Source organism: Mesobacillus jeotgali, assembly GCF_031759225.1.
In the GTDB taxonomy this organism is placed as follows: domain Bacteria; phylum Bacillota; class Bacilli; order Bacillales; family Cytobacillaceae; genus Mesobacillus; species Mesobacillus jeotgali_B.
In genome coordinates, this window is record NZ_CP134494.1 from 3,658,727 (window position 1) to 3,679,352 (window position 20,626).

Annotated in this window: 21 protein-coding genes; 3 read left to right on the forward strand and 18 right to left on the reverse strand. The window is 44.8% G+C overall.

Annotated elements, in window-relative coordinates; genetic code table 11:
• Positions 1 to 59 precede the first annotated feature (59 nt).
• Positions 60 to 1,388: a (Fe-S)-binding protein gene (locus tag RH061_RS18365; protein ID WP_311072284.1), complete on the reverse strand. Its 1,329-nt coding sequence runs from the start codon at positions 1,386 to 1,388 to the stop codon at positions 60 to 62.
• A 2-nt stretch (positions 1,389 to 1,390) separates the two neighbouring features.
• Positions 1,391 to 2,797: a glycolate oxidase subunit GlcD gene (glcD, locus tag RH061_RS18370; protein WP_311072286.1), complete on the reverse strand. Its 1,407-nt coding sequence runs from the start codon at positions 2,795 to 2,797 to the stop codon at positions 1,391 to 1,393.
• A gap of 278 nt (positions 2,798 to 3,075) precedes the next feature.
• Between glcD and RH061_RS18375 the strand changes: the two genes are divergently transcribed.
• The 3 genes from RH061_RS18375 to RH061_RS18385 all read left to right on the forward strand — a co-directional run bounded on the left by RH061_RS18375 (position 3,076) and on the right by RH061_RS18385 (position 7,043).
• Positions 3,076 to 4,299: an IS110 family RNA-guided transposase gene (locus RH061_RS18375; protein WP_311072287.1), complete on the forward strand. Its 1,224-nt coding sequence runs from the start codon at positions 3,076 to 3,078 to the stop codon at positions 4,297 to 4,299.
• Between the two features lie 344 nt (positions 4,300 to 4,643).
• Positions 4,644 to 5,867: an IS110 family RNA-guided transposase gene (locus RH061_RS18380; RefSeq protein WP_311072287.1), complete on the forward strand. Its 1,224-nt coding sequence runs from the start codon at positions 4,644 to 4,646 to the stop codon at positions 5,865 to 5,867.
• 453 nt (positions 5,868 to 6,320) lie between these two features.
• Positions 6,321 to 7,043: a FadR/GntR family transcriptional regulator gene (locus RH061_RS18385; RefSeq protein WP_311072288.1), complete on the forward strand. Its 723-nt coding sequence runs from the start codon at positions 6,321 to 6,323 to the stop codon at positions 7,041 to 7,043.
• A gap of 67 nt (positions 7,044 to 7,110) precedes the next feature.
• On the opposite strand, the gene RH061_RS18390 is transcribed toward RH061_RS18385, so the two are convergent.
• From RH061_RS18390 to RH061_RS18465, 16 genes are all read right to left on the reverse strand, one after another.
• Positions 7,111 to 8,291, reverse strand: a protein-coding gene (locus RH061_RS18390) for an IS3 family transposase (protein ID WP_311070725.1) whose coding sequence is annotated in 2 segments (ribosomal slippage) — positions 7,111 to 8,003 and positions 8,003 to 8,291 — 1,182 coding nt in all. Because the reading frame shifts where the segments join, the coding sequence is not laid out codon by codon here.
• 115 nt (positions 8,292 to 8,406) lie between these two features.
• Positions 8,407 to 9,183 carry a 3-hydroxybutyrate dehydrogenase gene (locus RH061_RS18395; RefSeq protein WP_311072290.1) on the reverse strand — a complete coding sequence of 259 codons (777 nt, stop codon included), beginning with the start codon at positions 9,181 to 9,183 and terminating at the stop codon, positions 8,407 to 8,409.
• A 15-nt stretch (positions 9,184 to 9,198) separates the two neighbouring features.
• On the reverse strand, positions 9,199 to 10,518 hold the full coding sequence (locus RH061_RS18400; RefSeq protein WP_311072291.1) for a GntP family permease: 1,320 nt from the start codon (positions 10,516 to 10,518) through the stop codon (positions 9,199 to 9,201).
• Between the two features lie 351 nt (positions 10,519 to 10,869).
• Entirely contained in the window at positions 10,870 to 12,231 is a 1,362-nt protein-coding gene (locus RH061_RS18405) for a sigma-54 interaction domain-containing protein (protein WP_311072294.1), read from the reverse strand.
• Between the two features lie 91 nt (positions 12,232 to 12,322).
• Complete coding sequence (locus RH061_RS18410) at positions 12,323 to 12,850, reverse strand: CueP family metal-binding protein (RefSeq protein WP_311072296.1); 528 nt, start codon at positions 12,848 to 12,850, stop codon at positions 12,323 to 12,325.
• A 199-nt stretch (positions 12,851 to 13,049) separates the two neighbouring features.
• A complete protein-coding gene (locus RH061_RS18415; protein WP_311072298.1) occupies positions 13,050 to 14,234 on the reverse strand; it encodes an MDR family MFS transporter in 1,185 nt (394 codons plus the stop codon).
• Between the two features lie 340 nt (positions 14,235 to 14,574).
• Positions 14,575 to 16,005, reverse strand: a complete 1,431-nt coding sequence (locus RH061_RS18420) for an ammonia-forming cytochrome c nitrite reductase subunit c552 (protein ID WP_311072300.1) — start codon at positions 16,003 to 16,005, stop codon at positions 14,575 to 14,577.
• Entirely contained in the window at positions 15,998 to 16,522 is a 525-nt protein-coding gene (locus tag RH061_RS18425) for a cytochrome c3 family protein (RefSeq protein ID WP_311072301.1), read from the reverse strand. Before RH061_RS18425 ends, RH061_RS18420 begins: the two co-directional genes overlap by 8 nt.
• 110 nt (positions 16,523 to 16,632) lie before the next feature.
• Positions 16,633 to 17,139 (reverse strand): TlpA family protein disulfide reductase, encoded by a 507-nt coding sequence (locus RH061_RS18430; RefSeq protein ID WP_311072303.1) that lies wholly within the window; start codon positions 17,137 to 17,139, stop codon positions 16,633 to 16,635.
• 17 nt (positions 17,140 to 17,156) lie between these two features.
• Positions 17,157 to 17,288, reverse strand: a complete 132-nt coding sequence (locus tag RH061_RS18435) for a CcmD family protein (RefSeq protein ID WP_311072305.1) — start codon at positions 17,286 to 17,288, stop codon at positions 17,157 to 17,159.
• Between the two features lie 19 nt (positions 17,289 to 17,307).
• The gene (locus RH061_RS18440) at positions 17,308 to 18,021 is read right to left on the reverse strand and encodes a cytochrome c biogenesis protein (RefSeq protein WP_311072306.1); all 714 of its coding nucleotides are present in this window, start codon (positions 18,019 to 18,021) and stop codon (positions 17,308 to 17,310) included.
• Complete coding sequence (locus RH061_RS18445) at positions 18,018 to 18,701, reverse strand: heme exporter protein CcmB (RefSeq protein WP_311072308.1); 684 nt, start codon at positions 18,699 to 18,701, stop codon at positions 18,018 to 18,020. The genes RH061_RS18440 and RH061_RS18445 overlap by 4 nt, the downstream gene beginning before the upstream one ends.
• On the reverse strand, positions 18,698 to 19,402 hold the full coding sequence (ccmA, locus tag RH061_RS18450; RefSeq protein WP_311072310.1) for a heme ABC exporter ATP-binding protein CcmA: 705 nt from the start codon (positions 19,400 to 19,402) through the stop codon (positions 18,698 to 18,700). Before ccmA ends, RH061_RS18445 begins: the two co-directional genes overlap by 4 nt.
• A gap of 17 nt (positions 19,403 to 19,419) precedes the next feature.
• Positions 19,420 to 19,761, reverse strand: a complete 342-nt coding sequence (locus RH061_RS18455; protein WP_311072311.1) for a hypothetical protein — start codon at positions 19,759 to 19,761, stop codon at positions 19,420 to 19,422.
• Between the two features lie 5 nt (positions 19,762 to 19,766).
• On the reverse strand, positions 19,767 to 20,138 hold the full coding sequence (locus tag RH061_RS18460) for a hypothetical protein (RefSeq protein WP_311072312.1): 372 nt from the start codon (positions 20,136 to 20,138) through the stop codon (positions 19,767 to 19,769).
• A gap of 12 nt (positions 20,139 to 20,150) precedes the next feature.
• Complete coding sequence (locus RH061_RS18465; RefSeq protein ID WP_311072313.1) at positions 20,151 to 20,621, reverse strand: cytochrome c-type biogenesis protein CcmH; 471 nt, start codon at positions 20,619 to 20,621, stop codon at positions 20,151 to 20,153.
• Between the last annotated feature and the right edge of the window lie 5 nt (positions 20,622 to 20,626).

Sequence of the window (20,626 nt, forward strand, 5' to 3'; positions counted from 1 at the left end):
AGAAAGGATCATTCAAGAAAAATGGGCCCCTCTGTACAATTCAGAGAGGCATTATTTGTTTACTTAGTTTGTGCTGCTTCCAAAAGCAGGTCAACAATATGCACGCCTCTCATTTTTCCAGAGAGTCCTTCACGCTCAATCCCGAGCTTCATTTGAAGAAGACAGCCTGGATTAGCGGTAACGATCGTAGTTGCATGGGTTGCCTTTGCCTGTACCATTTTGGAATCAAGGAGCTGCATCGACATTTCACTCTCGACGATATTATAGATTCCTGCTGAACCACAACAGCGGTCGGCATTCTCCATCTCTTGGTATTGAATTCCCTTGATGGACTGCAGCAATGTCCTCGGTGCTGAAGCGGTTTTCATGACATTGCGAAGATGGCATGAATCCTGGTACGTAATGATTTGATGCGGCAGTTCCAGAGGTACTTTTTCATGAAAGCCTACTTCGACCAAAATTTGTGAGATATCTTTGATTTTATCGGCAAATCCCTGGGCTCTTTCCTTCCATTCCGAATCGTCCTTAAGCAAGTGGTCATAGTCAACCAGGAAGGCACCGCATCCTCCTGCATTGGTGATGATGTAATCGACCCCGGTATCCTCGAAGGCTTTAATGTTGCGGCGAGCAAGTGCTTTCGCATCTTCCTTTTCACCACTATGCCCATGAAGAGCTCCGCAGCATGCCTGCTCCTTTGGAATCACAATTTCACAGCCTGCAAGCTGTAAAAGCTTCATTGTCGCATTGTTTGTATCCATAAACATTGTATCCATCAGGCAGCCGCTGAAGAATGCGACCTTATGTGTCTTCGCCCCGATTGGTTCAAGATGCTCGGGACGATTTTTCATTTCCTTCATTGTCGGCACCTTGGGGAGAACCTTTTCCATTGTAGCGAGTGACTCAGGAAACAGCTTCATCACACCTGTTCCGCGCGCCACTTTTTGCAAGCCGGACCGTTGATAGAAGCCAATGAGTCCAGTCAGTCCCCTCATACGCTCCTGATGTGGGAAAAGCCCTTTGAAGACTGCATTCCTGACCACTTTTACAGGCATTGAAAATCTCTTGTTCTGATTGACAATATCACGGGCATCTTCGAGAAGATGTCCATAGTTCACTCCTGATGGACAGACCGGTTCACATGCACGGCAGCCAAGGCAAAGGTCAAGTGATCGTTCGAAATCTTCATCAGGTTCAATAACCCCATCGACGACCGCCTTCATCAGCGCGATTCGCCCGCGTGGTGAATGTGATTCCTGATAGCCAGATTCGATATAGGTCGGACACGTAGGCAGGCAGAACCCACAGCGCATGCAGTTCAATAGTTCGTCCTGGTTCATCTTTTCCTGGAATTCTGTCTGGATTCTCTGCTGTTCTTGAATCGTTGTCATTGTTAAACCACCACCCGTTTCCTGCTGTCCTTCGCGAAAACCTTACCTGGGTTCATGATGTTGTTGGGATCAAGGGCCATTTTCACTGCCTTCATAGCCGCAATTCCTGCTTCGCCTAATTTCAACTCAAGGTACGGTGCTTTCATGACGCCGACGCCATGCTCACCCGTAATCGTCCCGCCGAATTCAATGGCCTTTTCAAAAATTTCGGCAAATGCCTTTTCGACTCTTTCCATTTCATCATGGTTCCGTGAATCTGTCGCACAAGTAGGGTGAAGGTTTCCGTCTCCTGCATGGCCAAAGGTGCAGATATTCAAGTCATACTTTTCTGCAATTCCATTGATGGCATTGACCATTCTCGCAATCTCTGATCTTGGTACAGTCGCATCCTCCAAAATGGTCGTCGGAGCTAATCTCGCCAGTGCGGACAATGCACTTCTGCGCGCAGTCCTCAGTGCTTCGGCCTCAGCTTCTGTTTGCGCCAGCTGCACAGATACAGCCTTTTCTTCTTTACAAACTTCGGCAATCCTCGCCATGTCTCTTTCGACCACTTCTCTAGGACCGTCCTGTTCAATCAATAACACGGCCTTAACATCTGTTGGCAGCCCGATTTTAGCAAAATCCTCCACTACCTTCAGAGTCGGCTGGTCCAGGAATTCAAGCGTTGCAGGAATGATTTTGCTAGCGATAATCTTGGATACTGATTTAGCTGCTGCTTCTAGATCTTGGTACAAAGCAAGCATGGTTTGTTTTGTCTCAGGCATTGGGATCAGCTTAAGAGTCGCTTCGGTGATGACAGCCAATGTCCCTTCGGAACCAACCAACAGCCTGGTAAAATCATATCCGGCAACGTCTTTCGCCAATTTCCCTCCTGTGGTGATGATATCCCCGTTTGGCAGGACAGCCTCAAGCCCAATCACGTAATCCCTTGTCACACCATATTTCAATCCGCGGAGACCGCCAGAGTTTTCATTAATATTCCCGCCGATGGTTGATATTTTCATAGAGCTTGGATCCGGTGGGTAAAACAAGCCTTTTGGCTCGACCGCATGGATCAAATCAAGGGTCACTACCCCTGGCTGAACAGTAGCGGTTAAATTCTCTTCGTCCACCTCAAGGATTTTGTTCATATGTTTAAAAAGAAGTACGATTCCGCCTTCTGTCGGGCAAGTGCCTGCGCATAGATTCGTACCCGATCCGCGAGGGACAATCGGAATTTGAAACTCATTGCATAATTTAACAACCTGTGAAACTTCCTGTTTATTACGTGGACTTACCACCGCATCCGGCATGGACTGAAAGTTAGGTGTGGCATCATAGGAATAGACAAGCCGCCCCGTTTTGGAATCATCAAAATTAGCAGGACTGACGATTGAAATGATTTTTTCTTTTACCGTATTTGAAAGCATGAGTGTTCCCCCTCCGTTAGCCATCCATGAAGCGCAAAAAATCGGCGCTTCACCACAGAGAATGAAAATGGTTCCGAACCGTCAATACTGATTCTACGGCTGGAAGAGGAAGGTCGCTGAACTATGGTGCGTTAGAGCCCATCCGTTAGTCTGACTCCACCGACCACGGTGCACCACTGACTGTAGCTCCCTTTAGGGAAGCACACATGGTAGATTAATCCTATTCTGGTTGATGCACCAGCCTCTATTTCAAGTTTGCCGTAGAAAGGATGTTTTCAATGGATGTAGTCATTGAAAGAGCTTGTGGTATGGATGTCCATAAGGATAACATTACTGCCTGTATCATCACCCCAAAAGGAAAGGAGATTCAAACATTCTCCACCAAAACTGTATTTCTATTACAATTGGTGGACTGGGTAAAACAACATGGCTGTACCCATGTGGCCATGGAAAGCACGAGCGTTTATTGGAAACCCATCGTGAATTTACTTGAAGCTGAGGACATAGAGTTTTTAGTGGTGAATGCCCAACATATGAAGGCCGTTCCAGGACGCAAGACAGATGTTAAGGATGCAGAATGGATTGCCAAACTGCTTCGACATGGACTACTTAAAGCAAGTTATATTCCCGACCGGAATCAAAGAGAGCTGCGCGAGCTGGTTCGCTATCGCCGTAGTATCATTGAAGAGCGAGCTAGACAACATAACCGAATCCAAAAGGTGTTGGAAGGCGCGAACATTAAGCTGGGTTCTGTTGTTTCGGATGTACTAGGTGTTTCGGCAAGAGATATGCTTGACGCAATCGCAGATGGAGAAGAAGATCCTGGGAAACTAGCAAACTTCGCTCGACGCACCATGAAAAAGAAGAAGGACGAACTTGAACTGGCCTTAAAAGGTTATATTAACTCCCATCAAAGATTAATGTTAAAAACCATTTTAGGCCATATTGACTTTCTTACTGAACAAATCGAGATGCTCGATCAAGAAGTCGCGACAAGAGTAAGCGTTCATCAAGAGGATGTAGAAATACTTGATTCCATTCCAGGCATTGCGACGCGGATGGCAGAACAGATCCTTTCTGAAATAGGAACGGATGTAAAAAATCAGTTCCCAACTGCAGCCCACATGTGTTCCTGGGCAGGTTTGGTTCCAGGACAGAATGAAAGTGCAGGGAAAAGGAAATCGGCCAAAACCAAAAAAGGAAACAAATATTTAAGGTCAGCGTTAACTGAAGCAGCTCATTCCGTAAGGGGATCCAAAAACTATCTCGGAGCACTGTATAGGCGTACAGCCTCACGAAAAGGCAAGAAACGTGCTGGAATCGTAGTCGCTCACGCCATGTTACGTATCTCTTATTATCTCTTAACACGGAAAGAAATGTATGTAGACTTAGGCGAAGACTACTTTGATAAGCAGAGACAACAATCTATTGTCAGGCATTCACTGAGACGACTAGAAAGCTTAGGATACATTGTTAAGTTAGAAGAACCTAAAGCATCTTAAACCAGTCCACTCAATTACCATAGATCAATGAATTTGGCGCTCTCCCTTTTTAAAAAACGAACGAGCTGCGTCTTCTTAAGTATTGCCTTTTTTACAGAATCGCAGAAGTTAATTTTCATGGTAGAGAATGAAAATGGTTCCGAACCGTCAATACTGATTCTACGGCTGGAAGAGGAAGGTCGCTGAACTATGGTGCGTTAGAGCCCATCCGTTAGTCTGACTCCACCGACCACGGTGCACCACTGACTGTAGCTCCCTTTAGGGAAGCACACATGGTAGATTAATCCTATTCTGGTTGATGCACCAGCCTCTATTTCAAGTTTGCCGTAGAAAGGATGTTTTCAATGGATGTAGTCATTGAAAGAGCTTGTGGTATGGATGTCCATAAGGATAACATTACTGCCTGTATCATCACCCCAAAAGGAAAGGAGATTCAAACATTCTCCACCAAAACTGTATTTCTATTACAATTGGTGGACTGGGTAAAACAACATGGCTGTACCCATGTGGCCATGGAAAGCACGAGCGTTTATTGGAAACCCATCGTGAATTTACTTGAAGCTGAGGACATAGAGTTTTTAGTGGTGAATGCCCAACATATGAAGGCCGTTCCAGGACGCAAGACAGATGTTAAGGATGCAGAATGGATTGCCAAACTGCTTCGACATGGACTACTTAAAGCAAGTTATATTCCCGACCGGAATCAAAGAGAGCTGCGCGAGCTGGTTCGCTATCGCCGTAGTATCATTGAAGAGCGAGCTAGACAACATAACCGAATCCAAAAGGTGTTGGAAGGCGCGAACATTAAGCTGGGTTCTGTTGTTTCGGATGTACTAGGTGTTTCGGCAAGAGATATGCTTGACGCAATCGCAGATGGAGAAGAAGATCCTGGGAAACTAGCAAACTTCGCTCGACGCACCATGAAAAAGAAGAAGGACGAACTTGAACTGGCCTTAAAAGGTTATATTAACTCCCATCAAAGATTAATGTTAAAAACCATTTTAGGCCATATTGACTTTCTTACTGAACAAATCGAGATGCTCGATCAAGAAGTCGCGACAAGAGTAAGCGTTCATCAAGAGGATGTAGAAATACTTGATTCCATTCCAGGCATTGCGACGCGGATGGCAGAACAGATCCTTTCTGAAATAGGAACGGATGTAAAAAATCAGTTCCCAACTGCAGCCCACATGTGTTCCTGGGCAGGTTTGGTTCCAGGACAGAATGAAAGTGCAGGGAAAAGGAAATCGGCCAAAACCAAAAAAGGAAACAAATATTTAAGGTCAGCGTTAACTGAAGCAGCTCATTCCGTAAGGGGATCCAAAAACTATCTCGGAGCACTGTATAGGCGTACAGCCTCACGAAAAGGCAAGAAACGTGCTGGAATCGTAGTCGCTCACGCCATGTTACGTATCTCTTATTATCTCTTAACACGGAAAGAAATGTATGTAGACTTAGGCGAAGACTACTTTGATAAGCAGAGACAACAATCTATTGTCAGGCATTCACTGAGACGACTAGAAAGCTTAGGATACATTGTTAAGTTAGAAGAACCTAAAGCATCTTAAACCAGTCCACTCAATTACCATAGATCAATGAATTTGGCGCTCTCCCTTTTTAAAAAACGAACGAGCTGCGTCTTCTTAAGTATTGCCTTTTTTACAGAATCGCAGAAGTTAATTTTCATGGTAGTTAAACAATGCAAAATCGGCCTTACGGAATGGTTCTTGATCAATAGCCGTTTTGCAGGATATACATTTTCTACTGAATACAATTCCCCTGAAAAAGATCATGGAAATCGCTTACAAAATTATGTAGTATGGTCATCAGATGACCATACCTTAAATTATAGGATGTTGATTAGGATAATTTCAATATTTATTTACATTTAGTAAAATATTGTTAAGGTTTTGGAGTGTATCTGAATGAAGTTTCCTGTTTTTGTAATAGTAAAGAATATTATCGAACTGGTATAAAGCTGTATAATGAGAGTGAAGAGAACGAACTTTGGAGGATTTCCCTTGCAATACAATAAAATAAAACCTAAAAAGATATATGAAGAAGTTGCGGAAGCCATTCATACTATGATCAGTTCAGGTCAGTTGCAGCCAGGGGATAAATTGGATTCTGTGCAGCAGCTGGCGGAGAATTTCCAGGTGGGCCGTTCTGCCATCAGGGAAGCATTGACTGCTTTGAAAGCGATGGGGCTCATTGAGATCAGGCAGGGAGAAGGAACATATGTGAAGCAGTTCGAGTCTGAGCAAATCAGTTTCCCTTTATCGACAGCCATCCTGATGAACGCACAGGATACAGCTCACCTGTTGGAAGTCCGGAAAATTCTTGAGACAGGAACTGTCTTTTCCGCTGCAAAGAAACGGACTGAAATACAGCTGCAGACAATGAAAGAAGCGCTCGAGGAAATGAAACGCGCAAACGGTAATGAGGAGCTTGGTGAAAAAGCGGATCTTCAGTTCCATCTGGCCATTGCGGAAAGCTCGCATAATCCATTATTGATCAGCTTGATGAACCATGTGTCCGGACTGATGGGAGAAACAATGAAGGAAACCCGCCGGCTCTGGCTCTATTCAAAACAAACGACAACAGATCGCCTCTATGAGGAACACTACGCAATTTACGAAGCAATAAAAGAACAGAATGCAGAAGAAGCAAGGCGTGTGATGCTCAGCCATATCGAGAACGTCGAAACTATTCTCCATAAGTATATGGACCAGGCTAAAAATTAGTGTTTAAATCATATCAAAAAGCTGGCTTCCGTGGTCATGACCCCGTCAAGTAGACAAGACAAAAAAGCTACGCAGCTAACGCGTGTCGATACTCAATCGGCGCGCGTTTCTTTAATTTCTTTTGAGTCCGTTTGTAATTGTAATGATAGATGAATTCTTCGATTGCTTGCCGTATTTCCTCTTCTGATTTACACTGTGCTATATACAACTTTTCGGATTTGAGATGTGAGAAGAATGATTCTACGCATGCGTTATCAAGGCAGTTTCCTTTGCGAGAGTGGCTGCCCTTGACGCCGAATGTCTCTAACCTATTGTTGTATGTCTTGGACGTATACTGGAAGCCTTGATCCGAATGGAGAACGGCTCCAGCTACGTCCTTTTTATTTGTCCATTCATCAACAGTTTTTAATACGAGTTCTAAATCATTTCGTTTGGATATTTGCCATGCCACGATTTCATTGTTGAATAGATCTTGAATGACCGACAGGTAATAAAACTCTTTGCCGTCAGAAACATATGTGATATCTGTTGCCATTTTCTGATTTGGACCCACCGCTTTGAAATTTCTCTTTAGGCGATTTGGACATATAACTGAAGGTGTATGGCCATGGCGTTTCCTTTTCTTCCGGATCACCGACTGTATGCCCATCTCCTTCATCAACCTGTACACTTTTTTATGGTTGATCAAAAAGTCACTTTCCTTTAACCAATCTGTTATTCGAGGACGCCCGAACTCTGGATGAATAAAATGAATGGCCATTATATGTTCTCGTACATCCTGTTCTTGTTTGAACCTTTCCTCGCGTTGTGGCAGAGTTGCTTTCCACTTATAGTAAGAGGCACGCTTGATTCTGGCGATTTCCATTAACCAGGTGACAGGGTATTTCCCCCTTAACCCTTCAATGATTTCATATTTTGCCTGACGGGTGATGTCTTCTCCTCCTTTACCAGATTTGGATACTGCTTTTTTAAGTATTCTACCTGTGCCTTCAAATAATCTCTTTCTTCTTCCACCGTTTTAAAGTTAGTACGTGGCCTTCCTTTTAAAGGGTTTGATACTCCACGCCGCTCATCAAATGACTGTCCGTTCATCCACTTCTTTACCCATACTTTAAGCTGTGTACAATTGCGGATCCCTAACTCTTCGGCCACTACCTTATAACTTTTAGATCCATTAACGTATGTTAATACTGCTTTCTGTTTGAATTCATTTGTATAACGTTGAAACTGTTGTCCTTTCTTAGCCATAGAAAAATCCCCTCCAAGTATCCATTCTTACCTCCATGGTACCATGGAGGTTTTTTTGAATGTCTACTTAAAGGGGATAATATCACCGATAAAAAAGGAGCCAGTTTTTTTTAGATCATTGAATCGTATACCCTCCGTCAATGACAGCTGCCTGGCCAGTGATTCCTTTTGCAGCATCACTGGCGAGGAACATCACATAGCTGGCGATTTCTTCGGATGCCAGCAGCCGCTTTTGCGGCACGAGCGGAAATATGACTTCTTCGAGTACTTTTTCAAGCGGGACATTCCTTGTCTCCGCCAGGCTTGATAGCTGATTGCGGACCAAAGGAGTATCGACATAGCCGGGACAGACGGCGTTGACGGTTATCCCATGCTCAGCACTTTCAAGGGCAGCAACTTTGGTCAGCCCAATGACTCCATGCTTGGCACTGTTATAGGCTGCCTTACCGGCAAAGCCTACAAGCCCATTGATGGAAGCCATGTTGATTATCCTGCCAAAACCTTGCTTTTTCATGACTGGCAGCACATGTTTCAAGGCTACAAATGGAGCCGTCAGCATCACTTTTATCAACAGTTCAAATTTTTCCGTCGGGAAGTCTTCGATCATCGAGACATATTGCAGGCCTGCATTGTTTATGAGAACATCGACACGCACAAAGTGCTCGACGCATTTCGCAACTGCCTGCTCAATGTCTTTTTCGTTAGTAACATCGCATTTGAAACCAGCAGCTTCGTATCCAGATTCACGCAGGCTGGCAGCCGCCTTTTCCACAGCTTCTTCCTGTAAGTCTGTTAAAAATACCTTTGCACCCTGCTCAGCAAAACTCTTGGCGATTTCATACCCGATTCCCTGGGCGGCACCGGTAATCAGGACTGCTTTATCTTTTACCATCGTGAAACTCCTTTCTTAAATACCTAATCCTAGAGAGAATAGAACAATCGCAATCGCCACACCAATCAACGGTACAATGACAGTCACAGCTGCGACTGGATTGTAGGCATCCTGATGGGATTCGCCACAGATTGCCCGGACAGTCGTGACTACGTACCCATTATGCGGCAGGGAATCAAGCGCTCCGGAGGAAATGGCGGCTACCCTGTGCAGTGCTTCTGGATTGACCCCCATATCCATATAGTGAGGTGCGAGCAATGGAAGCGCAATTGCCTGGCCCCCGGATGCTGAACCAGTCATCCCGGCAATGACGCTGACGGCAATCGCCGCTCCGATCAATGGACTTCCAGGTATATTCGTCATCGCATCAACAGCCGTCTGGAAAGCCGGCACCGCTTTCGCTACCCCGCCGAATCCAACAACAGCAGCTGTATTACCGATTGCAATCAAGGCACCCATCGTTCCTTCTGAAATTGCTTCCCAGAAGTTTTTGAAGTATTTGCGGTTTAATAAATAGGCAGAGACAACACCGCCAAGCAGAGCGATGATCAATGCTGATTGCTTTAATGAATCATGGAAAACGAATGAAATCACCAATACAACAACTAGAGGAATAAGGCCCATAAGAGGATGGGGCAGTTCCCTTTTTTCCAGCATTGGATCGGTCTTCCTGGCTTCAAATTTCTCGCCCTTTGCGACAGCTTTTGTAATCATTCGTTTCAGCCACCAGTAACCGAAAATCATCATGAAGATGGCAACGATGGCACTGACCTCCCAGCCGGCAATCGGTGATGTATTCAGGAATTGAATAGGAATCCAGTTTTGGATTTCCGGAGAGCCGGCAGACGTCATCGTGAAGGTAACCGATCCGAAGGCCAATGCAGCTGGGATGAAACGCCTTGGCAGGTTAGCCTGCCTGAACAAGCTTAATGCCATTGGATAAACTGAAAATGCTACGACAAACAAGCTGACGCCGCCATATGTCAACACGGCACAGGCAGCGACAATGGCCAGCACGGCATATTTCATGCCCAGCTTCTCGACGATGAACTCAGACACACTGTCAGCCGCACCGCTATCCTCCATAACTTTTCCAAAAATCGCCCCAAGCAGGAACATCATGTACCATGCGGTAACAAACCCTGAAAATCCGGACATATAATTCCCGACAAAGTTGGCAGCTCCTTCTTCAACCAGCTGCGGAAACAGTGGCATTCCGCTAAACACGGCAACAAACAACGCCGAAATCGGCCCGACAATCAGAAGGTTCATGCCCCTCATCGTCAGATAAATCAATAAAGCCAAACCGCCTATCAATCCAATCATACTCAGCATTCTTTTTCCCCCTTGAAATTTAAATTGAATAAAAACAAAACTGCCCTCCTCCTCTATTTGGATGGTAACGCTTACAAAAATATTGATTAAAATTGCTGTATTAACTTAATGCAACTATCGTGCCAATTTTTCGCATCATGGGATTTAGTGTTTAGTCTTAATTTTCAGTCATTTAAAATCCCGAATTCCGGACTCTAGCAATCTTGCAGTTCCTTACCCTAATAGAGTCCATGCTCATCTAACCTGTCCTGCTCCCATTGGTTAATCACTATTCATACAGTGAAAACTTAATTATAAATTGCTAGAAAACAGGAAAGTCCGGAAAATCGGACAGTATTCCGAATTCCCGGACTATAAGAGACCGTATTTGTTGAGCTTCTCATAAAGAGTGGATCTGCTTATTCCCAGTTCCCTGCCTACAAGTACCTTGTCGTCATTATGTCTATCAAGGCTCTGCTTCAGCACCCATTTTTCTGTTTCTTCAACAATATCCTTTAGACTCTTGTTATTGAAGACAATGGCGGTCTGTGTTTGCAGGTAATCCGGCAAGGAATCCAGGGTGATTTGTTCTCCTTTTGTCAGATGGACTGCAGCTTCAATGACATTTTGCAGTTCACGGATATTCCCCGGCCAGCTGTATGATTTCAGGATTTCCATGACACTGCTTTCGATTCCTGCAATCCGCTTGCCTAACCGATTCGTGACTTTTTCAATAAAATAGGCAATCAGCAGTGTTAAATCCTCTGCACGTTCCCTTAATGGCGGAACGCTGAAAGGAACGACATTAATCCGATAAAACAAATCCTCCCTGAACCGTTTCTCTTCAATCATGTTCTCGAGCGGCCTATTGGTGGCCGCGATAATCCGCACATCAACCGAGATCGTTTTCGTCGAACCAATCGGTTCAATTTCCCCGTCCTGCAAGGCACGCAAAAGTTTAACCTGCATGCTTAGCGGCATGTCCCCGATTTCATCCAGGAAGAGGGTGCCGCCATTGGCCAGCTGGAATTTGCCCTTCTTCCCCCCTTTTTTCGCGCCTGTAAAAGCTCCTTCTTCATAGCCGAATAACTCCGACTCGAGCAGGTTTTCAGGGATTGCTCCGCAGTTCACCTTGATGAACGGCTTCTGGCTTCGGCTGCTTAGCTGGTGGATGCTGTGGGCAAACAACTCTTTCCCTGTACCGCTCTCCCCCCTGATCAAAATGGATATATCACTATTGGCTACCATTTTCACTTTTTCTTTTAGACTGATAATCTGCTGAGATTCCCCTAGGATATCATCCAGCGTATATTTCACACCCGAATCAATTTTCTGGATGTACGGCTGCATCCTGGTCAGCAGGCTCTTTACATGGCTGTCCATTTTCATCCATTCTTGAGTATCCCTGAAAAATACCGTCCCAAATGCTGCTATCACTTCGCCATTTTTAATGATAGGCACCCTGTTGGCAATCATGTAGTTGCCCTTGATAAATTGCAAATCAGCAAGTTCTTCTTTTCCAGTCTGTGCAACAATATGCATCCTTGTATTCTCGATCACTTGAGTCACATGCTGGCCAATCGTTTCTTCTCGATTGACTTCAAGGAACTCACAATAATTATGATTGATATAGATGATCCTTCCTTCTCGATCGACAACTACAAGCCATTCAAACGCATTCTCGACAATCGTTTCAATAATATCTGCCGGGATATGTAAAAGCTTCGCATTCATAATCCGTCACCTGGTTTTTCTTTCGATTTTATCACACATTTCTGAAAATAATAACGAACACAAAAAAAGCACCTGAAAATAGGTGCTTTCGTCACATAAGCTGCATGGTTGTTATGCATGTTGCGTCATTCTCAAATGTGGATATTTCTGATTCAACCGTTTTCCCGTTATATCCAATTTTTGTTTTGAACTTTTTATCACGGGGAAGCCACAAATCGATGAAACCATTCTGATGGGACATCATCTTTTCGTCAACGACCACATTTCCGTCCTCATCTTCAATATATACATCAAACTCTTTTTCAACTAGTTCGCCTTGACAACCTGTCAAGCTATGGTTTGTTCAAGGATGGGTTTGATTTTCATACGGTGCGATCGAGACAAAGAAGTCTTCTTCCGAAGTGTCGTAGACTTGCTTGTCCCCTTCACTGTCGGCAATCGTCAGTTCATGTGAGGTGATGGAAGCATTGTGGCCCTTAACTTTGCCCGTGCTGTAATCACTCACCAATTCCTTGATGTTCTCTTGTTGTTCTTCAGGTTTCGCAGATTCCTCTCCGCCATTACAAGCAGTCAATAAACCTGCAGCCAAAAACGCAATTCCGAGGATTTTAAATTTCAACCCATTCACCCCCTTGTCTTTCAAAATATGATTATACCACAATCACATAGTCCTATATTAGATGTAAAATATGCATTTTTTATCGAGAAAAAATGCATAAATTGTGACCGATTAGAAAAGCGGGATAGCAGCTCGAGCTTGGTAAATTGACCACTTAAAAAAGGAGCCGGGCATCCCAGCCCAGCTCCATAGTATATCTTTATGCTTGTGCAGCAATGTTGCCAGTTCCCTTCATTTTTCGATCATAGATAACAGTGGTGAAAATCCCAATAAACATTAGCGCAATCAGAATGGCGAATAGCATCGGCATCCCGTACAGGTCGACAAGGATTCCTCCCATAAGCGGGCCGATCATCCTTCCGCCAGTTGCGGTGCTGTTGACGATTCCCTGGTAAAAGCCTTCCCGTCCTTTTGGAGCCAGGTCATTTGCGATTGTCGGAACGGCCGGCCAGATCAACATTTCCCCGATCGTCAGGATCACCATACCCGCAACAAAGCCTGAAAATGCATTAGCTCCTGCAGCAACGGCATAGGAAACCATGAAGATGACCATGCCGATGATAATTTGCAGCTTCAGTTTATTCTGGAACGGCTTGATCAGCCTGTTCACTACTGGCTGGCCAAGAACGATAAGAGCGCCGTTGATTGTCCAGAGAATGCTATATTGGTTCAGGGAAATGTTCAATTCCTGAGTATAAGCGGCGATTGTTGTTTGCCATTGGACGTAACCAACCCAGCAAAGCAGGTAGCCAACCGCAAGGACAAGAAGCGCATAAAGCTTGGTCTGGCTCTTGACAGCGCCGTTTTCCTGGAGGACGTTCGTTTGCTTCGCTGCCCTGGTGTCGATGCTGCGATAGCCAAAAATCGCGATCATCATAAAAATCAGGTACATGGCTGCGTTCGCCATGAAGATCAGCTGGAATGAATAGGATGCGACAAGTCCGCCAAGCGCAGCTCCAACTGCTACCCCCAGGTTCTGTGCCACGTAAATGGCATTGAACGCTTTGCGGCCGCCTTCCTTCCATACTGAACCTGCCATTGCATACATCGCCGGAAAAACGATTCCGGAGCCAAAACCAACCAATGTCAAAAAGAAAATATACTGCGGCCAGCCTGGCCATAGTGTCAGGCCCAGCAATGCCAAAATGGTAATGCTGATTCCAAGAATAATAGACTTATATCCGCCGATTTTATCAAAAAGACTGCCGCCAAAAAGATTGCCAATAACGCTGGCTGCAGAATTAAGCATCAAGACGATCCCTGCAACAGACAGTGATTTGCCAAGGTGGTCATGTATATAGATTGTGTTCAAAGGCCATAAAAAAGAGGAACCAGTAACATTGACTGCCATCCCGATAATTAAAAGCCACAAGGCTCTAGGCATGAAAAACGCCTTCTTTCATTCAATAAGTTTCGGATACCAAAGTAATTCTAGAGCTTTTCACAATTGGTTGCAATAGGAATTTAAGCAGATATTTGAAGTTGAAATTTTCTATTTTTTTGAAGAAATTTTTAAAAATTACGTAGTATTTTCAGATCGTTGAATTACGGGGATTTTTCGCCGGATTATGCACACAGAGCCACATGTATTTGCAGGAATTTTTAAAAATGAATCTGGGAATATTGACACCCACCCCATTTTCTGTGAAACTAAAGAAAACACCGTACAAACTACCATTTGCACAGTGTTTTCGTATTTATCTTTTCTCTAAATTTACTATTCTCTATTTTTTTGGAGCTGGCTGTTGTGCCGGGAAGTAACTGTTCACTGCTTTGTCTTTCTTCTTGAAGTTATCTTTTTCGTCGTAAACGGCCTTCTTCACTTTTTCTATCTCTGTTTTAACTTCTTCCAGATTTACGCCTTTCTTGGTCAATTCCTCGATGGCTAGATTGATTGCCGCATTTGACTCTTCAATTGATACCCTCAATGAATCCATTGATCCCTGAGGATTGTGGAAGCCTGCTGAACTTTCGGCAGCCACGATATCCCAGAACCATTGTCCTTTTCTGATATGCTCTTGAGCCTGCTTGATTTTCTCCTCGCTTACACCAGAAGTAATCATCTTATTCACGTAATAGTGTGAGGTGATCGAAATATCCTCAGCTTTATGAAGTGCTTCCATATGTTTATCCTGGATACCAATTACACGTTCTTCTAGTTCTTCCATCTCCCTGTTGGTATGGCAGGTTGCGCATGATTGATCCATTGTCTTAAGCGGTGACGTCCACCAGTGTGAGCTGATTTTCTTTTTGCCATCCACACGGTCATATGGCATGTGACAGTCTGAACATGTAACTCCTGCTTCACCGTGCGGGCCTTCGATATGAGTCTCAAAATCGGGGTGCTGTGCTTTTAGCATAGGTGTTCCTGAAACGTTGTGAATCCAGTCCTTCTCAAAACCTTGCTCTTTAGCAGTAGTTTCATAGTATTCGTACATATCTTCAGGTTCAAATCCGTTTGCCCATGGGAAAGTTACTTCTCCATTATCTGCTGCAAAATAGTACTCTACGTGGCACTGTCCGCAAACATAGTTTCTCATATCATTCTTCGTCGGATTGGACATGTCGATTCCCTGTGATTCCATTGCCTTGATGAAGCTAGGGCGTGTGACGCGCAAATCCATTGTCTGCGGGTCATGGCAGTCAGAGCAGCCGATTGGTGAATGGCCCATCGCTTCTGCCTTTGGCCAGATGTCTTCGTTAAAATTGCCTCCCCAGTAATCATCACCCATTTCCTCAATCATGTGAGGAACTGCAGTCGATTTACAAGTTAAGCATGAACCAATTGATTTATCAGTGATACGCGCGATCGCCCGGACATCCTCATTCGCGTAAATATGACCGCGGTCCTCATTGTACTCGGTCGCAAAGCCATAGCCGTTAAAAAGGACAGGCAGATACGGTTCCTTATCATGGTCGAACTTGCTTCGTTTGACGGAACCGCTGTACTTCGTATCCTCCATTTTTTCATTTTTCTTGTAGCTGTCATATTGTAGCGGGAAAAGGTCCTTGAAGGCCTCATTGCTGATTTCATCTTTGCTCAGCCCCGTTTTCAGCTCGCTCGCGGAAGTTGCTTCTTCTTCCGAGGAGCAGCCTGTTATGATGAGCATGACAGCCGCAAGGAGCAAGAATGCCCAGCGGAAATTTCTAGCCATTGTTCATCGTACCTCCTTTATTTTCTAAAAGCTCGCCTGGTTTCGGCGGTTTAAAATAATCCTCTGTTTTGAAGCCCTTGCCGTGCGGAACGGCCTGGTGGCAGCTTGAACAGCTGTCCTTCGCATCATGCGATACATTATCAAGTGTGTTTTCATGACAGCTGATGCAGTTCTCATTTATGACTTCCTCCGAATTTTCCGTTGCGTGGAGCACCTTCGGGATTTTTGCTTCTCCAAGTGTGTTGAAGTACACATGCGTCATCCCTGCTTTTGCCTTATAGGTATATTTCTCAACCATATTCTCATGAGGCAAATGGCAATCCCCGCAGGCCAGACCGGCGTGATTGGAATCAGAGAATGAGTCATGGACCTCTGTCATGATATGGCAGCTTGAGCAAAATTCAGGTGAATCTGTATACGCAAGCGTTTTGACCGTGACGACAGAAACAATGATTCCAGCAAATACGCCAATGAATAACAGCATCTTTTTGTCTATTCCCAGCAGCTTTTTAAGCATTTTTTTCACCTCCCTTATAGCTGATCATTCAATCTACTAAAGGCTGCGCTGCTAGAAGAATTCAGCTAACAATGCAGCCATATTAAAACACGAATGTGCTTTAACCAAGGTTAAGGTGAAACTTTTTCCTGGATCAATCGGACCAAATCGTCCTTCGTTGTCGGGCCGGAGAAACGTTCAACAATGACGCCGTTCCTGTCGATGATGATCGTTTCAGGCTGTCCGATGACATTGTAATCCTTGGAAATTTCTTCTTTTGTATCTAAAAGATAAGTAAGTTTAGAGTTGCTTTCGGAAATATATTTTTCCATCCGTTTTTTTGATTCGCCTTTAGCAAGGATCAATAGCTTAGCGTCCTTATATTCGTTGCCGAATTCTTCGAGCTCAGGGGCTTCATCGATGCAAGGCGCGCACCATGTCGCGAAGAAATTCAGGACGACGGGCTGGCCTTTGAAATCGGATAGTTTATAAGTATTTCCGTCAATATCCTGCAGCTCAAAGTCGATGGACTGGTCACCTGGCTGGGCTGAAGCCTTCCCTCCCAGTCCGCTGACCAAAAAGCCGAGAATCCCGATGACGGCAGCGATGACGATGATTGGCCCAATCTTTTTGCCCATTTCTAATCACCACCTTATTAAAAATCTGAGTTCCACTCTTCTAGAAGTTCCAGCTCTTTCTTCAATTGCTTCTGGCGGCGTCCAAGCACGACAACATAACCAGCGATCAACGTCCAAATAACTGAGTATCCCATGAATAAGTAAGTCATTTTGATTTCCTCCTCAATATTAGCCTGCAAGCTTTTCAATTGCTTTTGACTTTGCCTTTTTGACGATATGCCTCATTTTTTCAATTTCGATTCCTTTTCTCATCAGGAATCCATATAGGACGGTTATTGTAAAAATCGAGAACAGCAATGCAACAAGCATATCCGGCTCGATTCCGCCTCCTGATTGGTTCTTGCCTTCACCGAACACGACCGGATGCAGCTTCGTATTCCACCAGCGAATCGCCATGAATACGATCGGAACATTGATGACGCCAATGATCCCAAATACAGCTGACAACCTTGCAATTTTCTCCATTGAACCATCCATCTTGCGGACGAACAGATATGCAACATAGATGAACCAAAGGATCAGGGTTGTCGCCAGACGCGGCTCCCATGTCCACCAAGTATTCCAGCTTGATTTCCCCCAGATCATCCCGGTGATCAATGTGATGGTCGTGAAAAGTACACCAATCTCAGCTGAGATTCCTGCATTGATATGATGCTGGAGTCTCGGTTTAATTAAAACCCTCACACTGTAGTAACCCACAACACCGAATGCGAGGAAGGCGACCCAGGCACTGCCAACATGAAAGTAGAATATCTTTTGTGTCTCGCCCATTACCTTTTCAACAGGCGACCAAATAAAAATCAAATATAGTGCAATGAAAAATGATGGAATTAGCGTGAACAGCAACAGCCGGTCGATAATGCCAGTATTCTTTATCATCATGACCCCTCCATAATAAATTCGAATAAGAAAAAGCACGCAGCCAGGAACAATAAATCGTAAGCAGCCATCAATCTGATCCAGGAAGATGCATCCGCAATCACTTCATTTTCCAGGATGATCCTCGTTGCCTGGACTCCGGCGATCAACAGCGGGCTTAAGAGCGGCAGCAGCAATACCGGCAAAAGCATCTCACTGTTCTTTGCGTTCGCCGCAAGCGCGGCCAGGAAAGTCCCGACGATGATGAAGCCCAGCGTGCCGATGATGACAACCAGGATGAACCAGGTTACCTTTCCAAAAAACCTGTAGTCGAAGAGCAGAAACAGAACAGGAATGCTGACAAGCTGTACTGCCGTAACGAGGATAAAGTTCGCTAAAACCTTTCCAAGATAGATGCTGGAAGGATCGATTGGCGCAGAACGCAGCCCTGTCAGAGCATCGTTTTCGTGTTCCGAAAGGAAGGAGCGGTTCAGTCCGAGGATCCCGGAAAACACGGTGATCAGCCAGACAAGCCCTGGAATGACCGCTTTGACCATATTGTTCGTCGGATCAAAGGCAAAGCTGAAGATCAGGACAACGAGACTCGAGAAAATGACCATCATCCCGATTGTCTGCTTTGTTTTGATCTCATTGCTCAGGTCTTTGCTGGCAATCGTCCAGGCATCTCTAAGAATCGAAATCATGAGCTCTTCACCTCAGCTTCGTACCAGGTTTTCATTTCCGCAAGGCTTACTTCCTCTCCAAGAAGCTTTGTTGAGACAATCTTGCCTTTTTTCAGTACGGCCGCCCTGTCAGCAAGTGCATGAACCTGCTCAAAATCATGCGAGATGATCAGGATCGACGTCCCGCTGTCCCGTTTGCTTTTAATGATGCTGTTAAGAAGGGCTACAGCCTCCTGGTCAAGCCCAGTATGCGGCTCATCCAGCATCAGGATATCCGGTTCAGGCAGCAGCACCCTTGCGATGGCCAGCCTTTGCATCATCCCTCTTGAAAAGGAACGAATGGGCATATCGCGGAATAGATGGAGCCCCACTTCTTTTAAAAGCGCATTGGATTTGCTTTCCAAATTCTTAACTTTGTAAAGCTTTCCGTAAAATTTAAGATTTTCAAGCGGGGACAGATTGTTATACAGGAATGATTCATGACCCAGGAAGCCAATTCGCTGTTTTACCTGTGGTGAATTCTTCTTAACGAGTTCACCGTCGAGGAAAATTTCCCCGCTCGTCGGCTGCAGGAGTCCGACTGTGCATTTAAAGAAGGTGCTCTTCCCTGCTCCATTCGGGCCTATCACCGCTAAGATCTCCCCTTTTTCCAATGAAAGGGTGATGTTCCTTAAAACGAGCTTATCTCCCAGCATTTTGGTCATTTTTCTCAGTTCCAGCATGTTCCCCAACTCTTTCGTTAAGTGTATTGTTTCAGTTCTTTGTTTACCTGAGCGAGATGGCTCTGGTATTCAAATTTCAGCTTGTGAAAATTCTCTTCGGTGATTTCCGCTGCCGACAGCCTTGTTTCAAGTCCGGCGAGCTCCCCTTCAATCACTTTTCTTCTATGGAGAAGGTGTCTGAATAACTGGTCCTCCTCACCGTTGATGTCTTCTGCAAGCTTCCTCCGCCTCCTTGAATACCAGACAATAGCAATGGCAGCACCTAAAACAATCAGCAAGTAGTGTGGATTCACCATGTTCAACCCTGGAGTCGCCAACCAGAAATTCACAAGCCATTCAGGATGGTAGGCCGGTGTCATACTGATCACCCCTTCTGCTGGCGAAGCTTCTTCAGCTCTCTAAGAATTTCCGCTTCTGCTTCTGCATCCTTTATTTTCTTTTTGCTCCCTGGCAGATGTTTTGCCTTTTGTCCCTGCGCTTCTTCCTTTAATATTTCAGCACCAAGCAATTGGTAGTTTTCTTTCAATTTTTCAAAATCCTCACGGGTGATTTTCTTCATTAAAAAGTCCATCTCCAGTTCATTCACAGCGTTGTAGATCTGCTCCAGCGTCAGCTTCTCACTTTCTGTCTCCAAGCCCGCAGCCGGTACCTCGCCAGCTGAGAAAAACGGAGAGATGATGAAGTAAAAGCAAGTAATGATCACGAGTGAGCCTATTATTAAAAATACATAATCCATTTTGATCAGCTCCTAGAAAAGCTTCCGGCGCTCTTCGTCAAATGTTTTTACCGCAATTTCTTTCTCCACTTCCGAAGTCCATTCTTCCTTCGTCTCAAGCTTTGATTCTGCTTTCTTGACCGTCAATTTCCTGAGCCAGACACCGACGATCACGCTGCCGATTCCTACTCCGGCAGCGGGCATCCCCCAGGCAATCCAGCCGCTTGTGCCGCCGCCCGGAGTTCTCAAAGCCGCCTGGCCGTATTCATCTACATAGGATTGGATGATTTCAGTTTCTGTCTTTCCGCCATTCAGCATCTCAATCACTTCGTCGTAGTAAATCTTCTTTACTGAACAGGTGGATAATTCATGATCAGCATGACCTTGCATATCAAGCTGGCCGATGATCTGCTTGAATTCTTTTGAGTTATAGGTAAAGGCTGTTGTCATGCCAGGGATTACGATCAGCAAAAGGAGTGTTGTTATAAGAATTTTCCTGTTCACTTTCT